12 protein-coding genes and 1 rRNA gene are annotated in these 13,533 nt (G+C 68.7%); 3 read left to right on the forward strand and 10 right to left on the reverse strand.

Translation table 11 applies throughout. The annotated features are described in order from the left end of the window. From ACZ60T_RS05840 to thyX, 4 genes are all read right to left on the reverse strand, one after another. Positions 1-93 (reverse strand): 16S ribosomal RNA (locus tag ACZ60T_RS05840); the annotation flags it as partial. Between the two features lie 509 nt (positions 94-602). Beyond that, positions 603-2,288, reverse strand: coding sequence for a ribonuclease J (locus tag ACZ60T_RS05845; RefSeq protein ID WP_469664789.1), 1,686 nt, complete (start codon positions 2,286-2,288; stop codon positions 603-605). A gap of 127 nt (positions 2,289-2,415) precedes the next feature. Next, the gene (gene dapA / locus ACZ60T_RS05850) at positions 2,416-3,315 is read right to left on the reverse strand and encodes a 4-hydroxy-tetrahydrodipicolinate synthase (protein ID WP_365623003.1); all 900 of its coding nucleotides are present in this window, start codon (positions 3,313-3,315) and stop codon (positions 2,416-2,418) included. 209 nt (positions 3,316-3,524) lie between these two features. Then, complete coding sequence (thyX, locus tag ACZ60T_RS05855) at positions 3,525-4,265, reverse strand: FAD-dependent thymidylate synthase (protein WP_365623001.1); 741 nt, start codon at positions 4,263-4,265, stop codon at positions 3,525-3,527. Between the two features lie 294 nt (positions 4,266-4,559). On the opposite strand from thyX, the gene ACZ60T_RS05860 reads away from it, so the two are divergent. Together ACZ60T_RS05860 and ACZ60T_RS05865 are read left to right on the forward strand one after the other, a co-directional pair. Next, on the forward strand, positions 4,560-4,796 hold the full coding sequence (locus ACZ60T_RS05860) for a hypothetical protein (protein ID WP_365622999.1): 237 nt from the start codon (positions 4,560-4,562) through the stop codon (positions 4,794-4,796). An 88-nt stretch (positions 4,797-4,884) separates the two neighbouring features. Further along, positions 4,885-5,442, forward strand: a complete 558-nt coding sequence (locus tag ACZ60T_RS05865; RefSeq protein WP_365622997.1) for a hypothetical protein — start codon at positions 4,885-4,887, stop codon at positions 5,440-5,442. A gap of 72 nt (positions 5,443-5,514) precedes the next feature. Here ACZ60T_RS05865 and ACZ60T_RS05870 read toward each other — a convergent pair whose 3' ends face one another. The 6 genes from ACZ60T_RS05870 to ACZ60T_RS05895 form a co-directional block, all read right to left on the reverse strand. Then, entirely contained in the window at positions 5,515-5,967 is a 453-nt protein-coding gene (locus ACZ60T_RS05870; protein WP_365622995.1) for a tetratricopeptide repeat protein, read from the reverse strand. A gap of 5 nt (positions 5,968-5,972) precedes the next feature. Beyond that, positions 5,973-6,725, reverse strand: a complete 753-nt coding sequence (gene dapB / locus ACZ60T_RS05875) for a 4-hydroxy-tetrahydrodipicolinate reductase (protein WP_469664792.1) — start codon at positions 6,723-6,725, stop codon at positions 5,973-5,975. A gap of 58 nt (positions 6,726-6,783) precedes the next feature. Further along, entirely contained in the window at positions 6,784-8,163 is a 1,380-nt protein-coding gene (locus tag ACZ60T_RS05880) for a M16 family metallopeptidase (RefSeq protein WP_469664794.1), read from the reverse strand. After that, a complete protein-coding gene (locus ACZ60T_RS05885) occupies positions 8,160-10,373 on the reverse strand; it encodes a polyribonucleotide nucleotidyltransferase (protein WP_469664796.1) in 2,214 nt (737 codons plus the stop codon). Before ACZ60T_RS05885 ends, ACZ60T_RS05880 begins: the two co-directional genes overlap by 4 nt. A gap of 319 nt (positions 10,374-10,692) precedes the next feature. Beyond that, positions 10,693-10,983: a 30S ribosomal protein S15 gene (rpsO, locus tag ACZ60T_RS05890; RefSeq protein ID WP_365622989.1), complete on the reverse strand. Its 291-nt coding sequence runs from the start codon at positions 10,981-10,983 to the stop codon at positions 10,693-10,695. A 257-nt stretch (positions 10,984-11,240) separates the two neighbouring features. Then, the gene (locus tag ACZ60T_RS05895; RefSeq protein WP_469664799.1) at positions 11,241-12,620 is read right to left on the reverse strand and encodes an outer membrane protein assembly factor BamB family protein; all 1,380 of its coding nucleotides are present in this window, start codon (positions 12,618-12,620) and stop codon (positions 11,241-11,243) included. A 183-nt stretch (positions 12,621-12,803) separates the two neighbouring features. On the opposite strand from ACZ60T_RS05895, the gene ACZ60T_RS05900 reads away from it, so the two are divergent. Continuing rightward, a complete protein-coding gene (locus tag ACZ60T_RS05900; RefSeq protein WP_365622985.1) occupies positions 12,804-13,100 on the forward strand; it encodes a DUF397 domain-containing protein in 297 nt (98 codons plus the stop codon). The last annotated feature ends 433 nt before the right edge of the window (positions 13,101-13,533 follow it).

Raw genomic sequence — 13,533 nt, forward strand, 5'->3', positions numbered from 1 at the left:
ACTAATCCACCCCGAAGGGCTTCATCGTTCGACTTGCATGTGTTAAGCACGCCGCCAGCGTTCGTCCTGAGCCAGGATCAAACTCTCCGTGAATGCTTACCGGTAATCCGGTGACACCACGGGAGCGGAACCAAGAGGAGGAATAGTCCCCTCGGTTCACAGCGTCCTCGCTGTGTTATTTCAAAGGAACCTCGCCCCAACCGAAACCGGTCGGAGACGGGGTATCAACATATCTGGCGTTGACTTTTGGCACACTGTTGAGTTCTCAAGGAACGGATGCTTCCTTCGTACTCACCCGAGAGACTCTCTCAGGCTTTCCTCCGGGCGCTTTCCCTTCGGTGTTTCCGACTCTATCAGATCTTTCCGATCCGATTTCCTCGGTGCTTTCCAGGTTCTCGCTCTCGCGTTTCCCTTTCCGGCGGTTCCGACTTTATCAGAGATTCTGAGTCGGAATTTCCACCCGCTCCGGTCGGTCCCTGGCACACGATGGCGCCCGGGGCTTCCCTTGCTGGCGGAGCCGTAAACGTACTGGAGCGGGGCGCCCCGATGCAAATCGAGGCGCCCCGCTCCGGTCGTGGCAGTGCTCGGTCGTTGACGGAACGTCAGACCTCGACGACCACCGGCAGGATCATCGGCCTGCGCCGGTACGTGTCCGAGACCCACTTGCCCAGAGTCCGGCGCATGAGCTGCTGGAGCTGGTGGGGCTCGACGACCCCGTCCTGCGCCGACTTCTCCAGCACTTCCGTGACCTTCGGGAGCACGGCCGCGAAGGCCGAGTCCTCGATGCCCGAGCCACGGGCCTGGACATGGGGGCCACCGGTGATCTTGCCCGTGGACGAGTCCACCACGACGAAGACCGAGATGATGCCCTCGTCACCGAGGATCTTGCGGTCCTTGAGCGCGGGCTCGCCGACGTCACCGACCGAGAGGCCGTCGACGTACACGTACCCCGCCTGGACCTTGCCGGAGATCCTCGCCTTGCCCTCGACAAGGTCGACGGCGATGCCGTCCTCGGCGATGACGATCCGGTCGTGCGGAACCCCGGTCAGCGCGCCCAGCTCCGCGTTCGCCCGCAGATGGCGCCACTCGCCGTGGACCGGCATCAGGTTCCTGGGCCGGCAGATGTTGTAGAAGTACAGCAGCTCGCCCGCGGACGCGTGGCCCGAGACGTGCACCTTGGCGTTGCCCTTGTGCACGACGTTCGCGCCCCACCGCGTCAGGCCGTTGATCACGCGGTACACCGCGTTCTCGTTGCCCGGGATCAGCGAGGACGCCAGGATCACCGTGTCGCCCTCGACGATGCGGATCTGGTGGTCCCTGTTGGCCATGCGCGACAGGGCCGCCATCGGCTCGCCCTGGGAGCCCGTACAGACCAGGACCACCTCGTGGTCCGGCAGGTCGTCCAGCGTCCGTACGTCCACGACCAGGCCCGGCGGGACCTTCAGATAGCCGAGGTCCCGCGCGATGCCCATGTTGCGGACCATCGAGCGGCCGACGAAGGCCACCCGGCGGCCGTACTCGTGCGCCGCGTCCAGGATCTGCTGGATCCGGTGGACATGGCTGGCGAAGCTCGCCACGATGATCCGCTTGCGGGCGTTCGCGAACACCTGACGCAGGACGTTGGAGATGTCGCGCTCGTGCGGCGTGAACCCGGGGACCTCGGCGTTGGTGGAGTCGGTGAGGAGGAGGTCGATGCCCTCCTCGCTCAGCCGCGCGAACGCGTGCAGGTCCGTCAGGCGGTTGTCCAGCGGCAACTGGTCCATCTTGAAGTCGCCGGTGTGGACCACCATGCCCGCGGGGGTGCGGATGGCGACCGCGAGGGCGTCCGGGATGGAGTGGTTGACCGCGATGAACTCGCAGTCGAAGGGCCCGACGCGCTCGCGCCGCCCCTCGGCCACCTCCAGGGTGTACGGACGGATGCGGTGCTCCTGGAGCTTCGCCTCGATCAGCGCGAGGGTCAGCTTGGAACCGATCAGCGGGATGTCGGGCTTCTCCCGCAGCAGGAACGGAACCGCGCCGATGTGGTCCTCGTGCCCGTGCGTGAGGACGATGCCCTCGATGTCGTCGATACGGTCCCGGATGGACGAGAAGTCCGGCAGGATCAGGTCGACTCCGGGCTGCTCCTCCTCGGGGAAGAGCACTCCGCAGTCAACGATCAGCAGACGGCCGCCGTACTCGAAGACCGTCATGTTCCGGCCGATCTCCCCCAGGCCGCCGAGCGGGGTGACCCTCAGGCCGCCTTCGGGGAGCTTCGGCGGCGGGCCGAGTTCAGGATGCGGATGACTCAAAAGACTCTCCTCACGATGCGCGCCACGTACCTGTAGGGCACGCGGCGCGCATGACGTTCGTGCAAATGCAGTTGTCGTGTGGCGTGCAGGCACCTGTTGTCCTGCCTATTCAGTTGTGAAGTCTGTGTCAGAGCTGTACCCCGCCGGCCGCAAGATCGATCTTGAGCTGGGCGGTCTCCTCGGGGGAGAGCTCGACCATGGGTGAGCGCAGCGGACCGGCGGGCAGGCCCTGGAGGGCGAGGGCGGCCTTGGTGGTCATGACGCCCTGGGTGCGGAACATGCCGGTGAACACCGGGAGCAGCCGCTGGTGGATCTCCAGCGCCTTGTGGACGTCGCCGTCCGCGTAGGCCTCGGCCATGGCGCGCAGCTCGGGCGTGACGACATGGCCGACGACCGAGACGAAGCCGACCGCGCCCACGGAGAGCAGTGGCAGGTTGAGCATGTCGTCGCCGGAGTACCAGGCGAGGCCGGACTCGGCGATGGCCCAGCTCGCGCGGCCGAGGTCGCCCTTGGCGTCCTTGTTGGCCACGATCCGGGGGTGCTCCGCGAGGCGGACGATGGTCTCGGTGTTGATCGGGACACCGCTGCGGCCCGGGATGTCGTAGAGCATGACCGGCAGCTCGGTGGCGTCGGCGATGGCCGTGAAGTGCCGGTGGAGGCCCTCCTGGGAGGGCTTGTTGTAGTACGGCGTGACGGTCAGCAGACCGTGGGCGCCGGCCCGCTCGGCCGCGCGCGCCAGTTCGACGCTGTGGCGGGTGTCGTTCGTGCCGACCCCGGCGACGATGTGGGCGCGGTCGCCGACCGCTTCCAGTACGGCTCGTACGAGATCCGATTTCTCCGCGTCGCTGGTGGTCGGGGACTCGCCGGTGGTGCCGTTGAGGATCAGGCCGTCATTGCCTGCGTCCACCAGGTGGGTGGCGAGCCGCTGGGCGCCGTCGAGGTCGAGTGCGCCGTCCGCCGTGAAGGGCGTGACCATGGCGGTGAGGATCCGCCCGAAGGGGATCTGCGGAGTGGAGGTCGGAGCCATGGGTAACACGCTACTCGTTGCCCGGGGTGCGGTCTTCCCTCGGGGGGGCGGGATAAGTCCTGACAAAGGTGGAGCCCGGCACTGCCTGCTCGGGGGTTCAAGCAGTGCCGGGTCCGTTTGATCAGGCTAGATGAACTTCGGGAAATGCCGCAATACGGACACTTCGCTCGGCTCATCGCGCATGCGTACCGGCGGGGTGCGGGTGGGCGCTACGGCGCCACTCGGCCGTTGGCGTTGAAGGCGGCGTACGTGAGCGGCATGAGCTTGGCCCACTCGGCCTCCATCTTCTCGCCGACCATCTCGATCTCCCGCTGCGGGAAGGACGGGACCTTCGCCAGCTCGTGCTGCGTGCGCAGGCCGAGGAAGTGCATCAGCGAGCGGGCGTTGCAGGTCGCGTACATCGAGGAGAACAGGCCGACCGGCAGGACCGAACGGGCGACCTCGCGCGCGACACCGGCGGCGAGCATCTCCTGGTACGCCTCGTAGGCGTGGACGTACGCGTCCTCCATGACGCGGCCCGTCAGCTCCTGCTGCGCCTGGCTGCCCTCGACGAAGCGGTACTTGCCCGGACGCCCCTCCTGGACGAGCTTGCGGGACGCGTCGGGGACGTAGAAGACCGGCTCCAGCTCGCGGTACCGGCCCGACTCCTCGTTGTACGACCAGCCCACGCGGTGCCGCATGAACTCGCGGAAGACGAAGATCGGGGCGCTGATGAAGAAGGTCATCGAGTTGTGCTCGAAGGGGCTGCCGTGCCGGTCGCGCATCAGGTAGTTGATCAGGCCCTTGGAGCGCTCCGGGTCCTTCTGCAGCTCCTCCAGGGACTGCTCGCCGGCCGTGGAGACGCGGGCGGCCCACAGCACGTCGGAGTCGGCCGCGCTGTGCTTGACCAGTTCGACGGTGACATCGCTGCGGAAGCGGGGTTTCAGGTCGTCGGCGGGGGTGTCGGTCACGGCGTAGGGGGTCCTTCCCATCACATGCTCGGGCGGCGCCCACTCTACGGCCCGGCACCGACAACGGGGCGTTCGGTACCGGGCCGCTACATTCGTCCCCGAAGTTCGGCGAATTCGGTGAAACAGGGCACCTTCCGCCCCGATCGTTCGTCTGTCCCGGTGACAGCGGATTGTTCGGGTCACCCGGTTGTCACCGGCCTGCCCGGTCCCTCCGGGTCTCCCCGTCGCCGCCCGTCGTCCACCGTCCGTCCCGGGTCCATCGGTCCCTCCGAGTCCACAGGAGAAGCACTTCCCATGTCCCGTCGGCGCGAGCCCGTACCGTTCGCCTTCCTCGCCGAGGCCGACTCCTTCCGCAGCAATGTCACTCCGCCGCCTCGCGAGCGTGTGTCCGCAGGTCAGCGCGTTGCGCGCTGGCTGCTCGGGCTGACCGTCGTCGGGGGGCTCGTGGGCGCCCTGATCATCGGCATGCCCGCCATGTCGCAGCATTCGCCCGCCGAGATCCAGCATTCCGAGGCCTCCGACGGGCGCTGAGCCCGCCGGGGACCCCCGAGGGTGGTGAGCGGGGTCATGGCTCGATAGCCTCACCGGGCACCCCCCGTGGACCGAGTGAGGATCAGTCGTGCCCCTGCCCTTCCTGACGGCCGACCGTGCTTTCGAGCAGGGAGCGGACGATCACCCGCTGCCCGCCGACGACCACGAGCGCTGGCGGCGCCCCTACCGCCCCGGCCCCTGGCGCGTGAGCGCGGCGGCGGTCCTGCTCATGCTCTCGTCGTACGTGCTCTTCGCGGCCCTCATCATCGCGATGACCGGCACGCCCTCCGGCGCCTTCACGGTGCTCGGCATAGCCCTGGTCGTCCTCGCCGGTGCGCTGCGGATGCTGCGCATGGGCGTCTGGGTGAGCGCGCACGGGCTGCGCCGGGTGGGCTTCTTCCTCACGCGGACCACGTCCTGGCAGAAGGCCGCCGCGGTCCGGACGGTGCAGCAGCCGGTGCGCTGGCTCGGGCTGCCGCGCACGGTGCAGGGACAGGCGCTCGTCCTCGTCCACAAGGGCCGTACGCCCGGGGCCACGGGACCGCTGCTCACCACGCACGACGCCGACTTCCTGGCCCGTCCGCAGGCCTTCGACCGGGCGGCCGACGGACTCGAGGCCTGGGCCGCGGAGTACAGCCGGGCCTGAGACCGTACGACCGTATGACGAAGGGGCCGCCCCGCACTTGCGAGTGGGGCGGCCCCTTCGTCGTACCGTCGTTCAGGACACGGTCGTCCGGGCGTCGTGCAGGGCGATCGCCCGCTGCATCGCCTTGCGGGCGCGCGGCGTGTCCCGCGCGTCGTGGTAGGCGACCGCCAGCCGGAACCAACTGCGCCAGTCGTCCGGGGCGTCCTCGGTCTCCGCCTTGCGCCGGGCGAAGACCTCGTCGGCCGAGTCGCGGTCGATACGGCCGCTCGGGGAACGCCTCAACTCGTCCACGGGCAGCCCGCCCTCGGCGTCCAGCTCGGCGGCCAGCCGGTTGGCCCTGCGGACGAACTGCGTGTTCTTCCACAGGAACCACACACCGATGACCGGCAGGATCAGCACCGCGACACCGAAGGTGACCGTGACCACGGTGCCGTGCTGGATCAGGAGCACACCACGGCTGCCGACCAGGACGAAGTAGACGACCAGGACGGCGGCCGTGACGGCATAGGTGATCTTCGCGCCCATCGTGACTACTTCAGATCCAGGAAGTGCTCGAGACCGAAGGTCAGGCCCGGGGTGGACACGACGCGACGGGCGCCGAGCAGGATGCCCGGCATGAAGCTGCTGTGGTGCAGGGAGTCATGGCGGATGGTGAGGGTCTCGCCCTCGCCGCCGAGCAGCACCTCCTGGTGGGCGAGCAGCCCGCGCAGCCGGACCGCGTGCACCGGGACGCCGTCGACGTCCGCCCCGCGGGCCCCGTCCAGCGCGGTCACCGTGGCGTCGGGCTGCGCCGCGCTGCCCGCCTCGCGGCGCGCGTCCGCGATGAGCTGGGCCGTGCGCGTGGCCGTACCGCTGGGGGCGTCCACCTTGTTCGGGTGATGCAGCTCGATCACCTCGACGGACTCGAAGTACGGGGCCGCCACCTCGGCGAACTTCATGGTCAGCACGGCGCCGATGGAGAAGTTCGGCGCGATGAGGATGCCGGTCTCCGGGGACTGCGCGAGCCACCCGGTGAGCTGCGCCAGGCGCTCCTCGGTCCAGCCGGTCGTGCCGACCACGGCGTGGATGCCGTGCCGTACACAGAAGTCGAGGTTGCCCATCACCGAGGCCGGGGTGGTCAGCTCGACCGCCACCTCGGCACCGGACTCGACCAGCGTCTCCAGCTTGTCGCCCCGGCCGAGGGCGGCGACCAGCTCCATGTCCTCGGCGGCCTCGACGGCCCGTACCGCCTCCGAACCGATCCGGCCCCGGGCTCCGAGGACCGCCACGCGCAGCTTGCTCATGTTCCTTGATTCCTTGATCGACGTACGGACTGTCGAGGACGTACGGACTGTCGACGGCTCAGGCGACCGCTTCGTGCAGCCGGGAGGCCTGCTTGTCCTTGAGCGGGCCGATGACCGAGAGGGACGGCCGCTGACCCAGGATCTCGCGGGCCACGGACCGGACGTCGTCCGGGGTGACCTCGGCTATCCGCGCCAGCATGTCATCGACCGACATCTGATCGCCCCAGCACAGCTCACTCTTGCCGATGCGGTTCATCAGCGCACCCGTGTCCTCGAGACCGAGGACCGTGGAGCCCTTGAGCTGGCCGATGGCGCGCGCGATCTCGTCGTCCGACAGACCGTGCTCCGCGACCTGGTCCAGCTCGTCGCGGCAGATCCTGAGGACGTCGTGCACCTGGCTGGGACGGCAGCCCGCGTACACACCGAAGAGACCGCAGTCGGCGAAGCCCGAGGTGTACGAGTACACGCTGTACGCCAGGCCGCGCTTCTCCCGGACCTCCTGGAAGAGGCGGGAGGACATGCCGCCGCCGAGGGCGGTGTTGAGGACGCCCAGCGCCCAGCGGCGCTCGTCGGTACGGGCCAGGCTCGGCATCCCGAGGACGACATGCGCCTGCTCGGTCTTGCGGCCCAGCAGTTCCACGCGCCCGGCGGTACGGATGGCACGACGGCCCACCCGCGGCTCGATCGGCGTGGCGTCGAGCCGCTTGAAGGCACCGGCCTTCTCGAAGGCGGCCCGCACCTGGCGTACGACCTTGTGGTGGTCGACGTTGCCCGCGCAGGCGACCACCAGATGCGTGGGGTCGTAGTGCTTGCGGTAGAAGCGGCGGATGCGGTCGGCGCTCAGGGCGTTGACCGTGTCGACCGTGCCGAGGACCGGGCGGCCCAGCGGGGTGTCACCGAGCATCGTGTGCGCGAACAGGTCGTGCACACAGTCGCCCGGGTCGTCCTCCGTCATCGCGATCTCTTCGAGGATCGCGCCACGCTCGACGTCGACGTCCTCCTCGCGGATGAGCGAGCCCGTGAGCATGTCGCAGACCACGTCGATGGCGAGCGGCAGATCGGTGTCGAGCACGCGCGCGTAGTAGCACGTGTACTCCTTGGCCGTGAACGCGTTCATCTCGCCGCCGACCGCGTCGATCGCGGCGGAGATGTCCAGCGCGCTGCGCCGTGACGTGCCCTTGAAGAGCAGGTGCTCCAGGTAGTGCGTGGCGCCGTTCAGCGACGGCGTCTCGTCGCGGGAGCCGACATGCGCCCAGATACCGAACGTGGCGGAGCGTACGGACGGCAGGGTCTCGGTGACGATACGCAGACCACCCGGAAGAGTGGTCTTACGGACCGTGCCGATGCCGTTCTCGCCCTTGATGAGGGTTTGGGTACGGGCGACGGCCCGCGCCTCCGAGGAGGTGCGGGCCGTCGCCTTGAAGCCACGGGACGTCACTTGTCGGTGTCGTCCTTCGCCTCGTCGTCCTCGCCCTCGATCACGGGGATGAGGGAGAGCTTGCCGCGGGAGTCGATCTCGGCGATCTCGACCTGGACCTTCTGGCCCACGCCGACCACGTCCTCGACGTTCTCCACGCGCTTGCCACCGGCGAGCTTGCGGATCTGCGAGATGTGCAGCAGGCCGTCCTTGCCCGGCAGCAGGGAGACGAACGCACCGAAGGTGGTCGTCTTCACGACCGTGCCCAGGTAGCGCTCGCCGACCTCCGGCATGGTCGGGTTGGCGATGCTGTTGATCGTGGTGCGGGCGGCCTCGGCGGAGGGGCCGTCGGCGGCACCGATGTAGATCGTGCCGTCGTCCTCGATCGTGATCTCGGCGCCGGTGTCCTCCTGGATCTGGTTGATCATCTTGCCCTTCGGGCCGATGACCTCACCGATCTTGTCGACCGGGATCTTGACGGTGATGATCCGCGGAGCGTTCGGGGACATCGCGTCGGGCCGGTCGATGGCCTCCGTCATCACATCGAGGATGTGCAGACGGGCGTCGCGGGCCTGCTTGAGGGCCGCGGCCAGGACGGAGGCCGGGATGCCGTCCAGCTTCGTGTCGAGCTGGAGGGCGGTGACGAACTCCTTCGTACCGGCGACCTTGAAGTCCATGTCGCCGAAGGCGTCCTCGGCACCGAGGATGTCGGTCAGCGTCACGTAGTGCGTCTCGCCCTCGATCTCCTGGGAGATCAGGCCCATGGCGATACCGGCGACCGGGGCCTTGAGCGGCACACCGGCGTTCAGCAGCGACATGGTGGAGGCGCAGACGGAACCCATCGACGTGGAGCCGTTGGAACCGAGGGCCTCGGAGACCTGACGGATCGCGTACGGGAACTCCTCGCGCGCGGGCAGCACCGGCACCAGGGCGCGCTCGGCCAGCGCGCCGTGGCCGATCTCGCGGCGCTTCGGGGAACCGACGCGGCCCGTCTCACCCGTGGAGTACGGCGGGAAGTTGTAGTTGTGCATGTAGCGCTTGCGGGTCACCGGGGAGAGGGTGTCCAACTGCTGCTCCATGCGCAGCATGTTCAGCGTGGTGACGCCCAGGATCTGGGTCTCGCCGCGCTCGAACAGGGCCGAGCCGTGCACCCGCGGGATGGCCTCGACCTCGGCGGCCAGCGTGCGGATGTCGGTGACACCGCGGCCGTCGATGCGCTTCTTCTCCTTGATGACGCGCTCACGGACCAGGGTCTTGGTCAGCGAGCGGTACGCGGCGGAGATCTCCTTCTCGCGGCCCTCGAACTCCGGCAGGAGCTTCTCGGCGGCGAGCTGCTTGACGCGGTCCAGCTCGGCCTCGCGCTCCTGCTTGCCGGCGATGGTCAGCGCCTGGGCCAGCTCGGGGCGGACGGCGCCGGTCAGCGCCTCCAGGACGTCGTCCTGGTAGTCGAGGAAGATCGGGAACTCGCCGGTCGGCTTGGCGGCCTTCGCGGCGAGGTCCGCCTGCGCCTTGCACAGGACCTTGATGAAGGGCTTCGCGGCGTCGAGACCGGAGGCCACGACCTCCTCGGTCGGCGCCTCGACGCCACCCTCGACGAGCTTGATGGTGTGCTCGGTGGCCTCGGCCTCGACCATCATGATCGCGACGTCGCCGTCCTCCAGGACGCGACCGGCGACCACCATGTCGAAGACCGCGGCCTCCAGCTCGGTGTGCGTCGGGAAGGCGACCCACTGGCCGTTGATCAGCGCGACGCGGACGCCGCCGATCGGGCCGGAGAAGGGCAGGCCCGCGAGCTGCGTGGACGCGGAGGCGGCGTTGATCGCCACGACGTCGTACAGGTGGTCGGGGTTGAGCGCCATGACCGTGGCGACGACCTGGATCTCGTTGCGCAGGCCCTTCTTGAAGGACGGGCGCAGCGGGCGGTCGATGAGACGGCAGGTCAGGATGGCGTCCTCGGAGGGACGGCCCTCACGGCGGAAGAAGGAACCGGGGATCTTCCCGGCCGCGTACATCCGCTCCTCGACGTCGACCGTCAGCGGGAAGAAGTCGAGCTGGTCCTTGGGGTTCTTGGACGCGGTGGTGGCCGACAGGACCATCGTGTCGTCGTCCAGGTACGCGACGGCGGAACCGGCGGCCTGCTTGGCCAGGCGGCCCGTCTCGAAGCGGATCGTACGGGTGCCGAAGGAGCCGTTGTCGATGACGGCCTCGGCGTAGTGGGTCTCGTTCTCCACTAGCTATTTCTCCTCGTCTTCGTCCCGGCTGCCCGTGTGGCAGTAGGACGGTGGCGGAGAGGCGCTCCGTTGGTGCGGGCCGGTCTTCGATCGAAGCACCCGGGGATCTTCCCCCGGGGGCCACTACCGAGGACCGGCGGCGGCGCGGCGCGCTTCTCCTCGTTCGGTGTGCGACGGCGCCTGGCGTGTCCCAGGCGTTGTCACACTGCGTCGTACGTATGGCGTTGTGCTACCACACTACAAAGGTGGGGTGACAGTCCGCACGTACAGCAAAAGGGAGCGGCCCCCTCGCGTGGGAACCGCTCCCCTTCACGGCGTCTTACTTGGCGCCGCCGGCCGCACCGCGGCGGATGCCGAGGCGGTCGACCAGCACGCGGAAGCGCTGGATGTCCTTCTTGGCCAGGTACTGCAGCAGGCGGCGACGCTGGCCGACCAGGATCAGCAGACCACGGCGGGAGTGGTGGTCGTGCTTGTGCGTCTTGAGGTGCTCGGTCAGGTCCGAGATGCGGCGCGACAGCAGCGCGACCTGGACCTCGGGGGAGCCGGTGTCACCCTCCTTGGCACCGAACTCGGCGATGATCTGCTTCTTCGTAGCGGCGTCGAGCGACACGCGTACTCCTTGTGATTCTTTGGAGGCCACCGAGTGCCCCTGGTCTGCATCGCAGGGGAGCTTCCATGACTCGGAAGGCGGGGATCCGCTGAGCGCGACCTCCAGATTCCCGGTGCGGCCCGGTCGGGGCTTCGGTGGGGTCCGGGGGTGCGTACACGAACGGCCGTCACACAGGGTACCAGCCCGGGTGGCGGGGCCTGTCCGGGCCGGTCGCCCGCCGGTCCCGGAGCTGCTCGACGGTGCTGCTCTCGGCGGTGCTACTCGACGCTGCCCACGCCGATGGCCACCGTCACGGCGACATCGGGGTGGTCCTCGTCCGGTGAGAGCTGTCGCTTCGCGAAGAAGACGCGGCCACCCTCGACGATGATGTCCGAATCGTCCGGGTCGCTCAGCTCGTACCGGCTGTCATCCGGAAGGCTGAACAGGAGGAAGGGCCTCTCCTTGCCGGTGCGCGGGTCCCAGAGCAGGACCGCGGCGGGACCGATCCCGTCGCCGGTGGGCGAGTACACCAGGAGCTGGTCGCCGCTCATCCGCAGCGGCTGGATGGGCTGCATCGAACCCCGCCCGTCGAGCTTGCGCCGGGTCTTGCCCGTCTTCCGGTCGAACCCCATGATCCAGTTCTCCTTCGTGCTGACGACGAACACCTCGGTGCGTCCCACGACCACGCCGTCGCAGCTCTCGATGGTGCCGAAGTACCCGATGGCGCCGTAGTGCCGACCGCACATCGCGTCGTACAGGTCACCCTCCAGGGAGATCGTGGCGAGGTGCCTGCCCCGGTCGTCGAGCGTGATCAGGTCGGTCACCTGGCTGTCGCCCGCGGCGACGGCGAGGACGGGCGGGTCGGAGGAGGGCAGATAGACCTGCGCGATCCCCTGCGCGACCTTGTACGTCCACACGGGCCGGCCACTGTGCGGGTCGACCTTCTGCACCTTGTACTCGGGGGTTTCATCCGTTCCGCAGCGGATCAGGGCGAGCAGGGCACGGCCGCCGGCGAAGCCCACGTCCTGGCACGCGTCGACGCCCGTGCTCTTCCAGAGCTGCTTGCCGGCCTTCATGTCGTACCCGACCGAGCCCGCTCTCCAGGCCACGGCCACCGTGTTCCGCGTCATCGTCAGATTGGTGTTCGTGACGTACGCCTGGTCGGCACCCGGCATCTGCCTGCGCCAGAGCACCTTGCCGTGGTCGAGGTCGAGGAACACGATCTCGTCGCAGATGCCCTCGCCCTCGGCTCCCTTGTGCTGGGCGGGCTGGACGACCACCGCGGTACGGCCGTCCACGGTGACGTCCGGCGAGGTGGCACAGATATGGCCGCTCAGCTTGAGCGTCCAGGCCTTCTCCTGGAGGCCGCCGACACCGATCTTGATGCCCTTGATCGTGCTGCCGATGCCCTTGGCGAAGATCTTGTCGGTCACCCAGGTACCCGGTGCGTAGACACCGCTCTTGTTCTTGGCGCTGACACGCTCGTAGGAGTCGATGACCGCGGTTCCCTCGGGGGTTCGCGGGACCTTCTCGACCGTTTCCCGGATCTCGTCCGGCCCCTGCCGGGCCACCCTCGGCGTCGTGTTCGGGGCGTGGTCCGACCGGTACCACAGCAGCCCGCCACCGACACCCAGGACGACGACGAGCACAGCGGCCACGACGGCGACCGTCGGGCGGTACGGCTCGGACCCGACGGGACTGTAGTCACCCGGCCCGGTGTGCTCCCTCGCGGGGCGGGACGGGGGAGTCCGGATCCGGGTGCTGTTCCCCCACGGTGAGCGGTTCGTCCAAGTACTGTGACCGGGTTGCTCGTTCGTACATCGTGAAGGGACCCGTCCACCATGGCCGATGCGCTGGACAAGGAAGTCAGGGAACGCAAGGAGCGCGAGAAGAACGAGCTCTACGCCCTCGATATCTCGGGGGTCGAGTGGCACTCCGCTCCGGGCACCGAGGAGCACGAGGAGCGGGTCGAGATCGCCTATCTGCCGGGCGGCGCCGTCGCCATGAGGTCCTCGCTCGACCCGGAGACCGTGCTGCGGTACACGGAGGCGGAGTGGCGGGCCTTCGTACTCGGCGCGCGGGACGGGGAGTTCGACCTGGAGCCGGCGCCGCACAACGGCGGGCTCGCGGCGGAGTGAAGTGAAGCGCAGGGGCGGCGTCATACGTCTGTGCCGCCCCTCGCGGCGGGATCCCGCTGACGCCGCGTCAAGTCGATGCCGCTGCGGCGACGTTCTTTCGTGAGGGTGTCGGGTACGTCACGGAAGCAGACCGCGCGGTCGGCCCGTGTTCGCCTGGATCGACCCTCGTCGCCATCCCCCTTGTGAGCGGCCCGCGTTCGTACATCGACCGGTACGGATGCCGTGTGACACGCTCCCCGCGCGCGCTGCGGCCGACGGGCTAGCCGTAGGCACGTACTTGGTGATTAGGCTGGGACTGGGCGCCTGTCAGGATCGGTTACGGGCCATCGGCGCCCCGCGGGGGACTGCCGGGCGGAATCGGACGGCTTCGGACGGCTTCGCACATCGAGAGCGGTCGCCCCGGCACAGCAAGAGGGTGCTCGACCACACCAGG

The organism is Streptomyces sp. NPDC104371, from assembly GCF_055583785.1.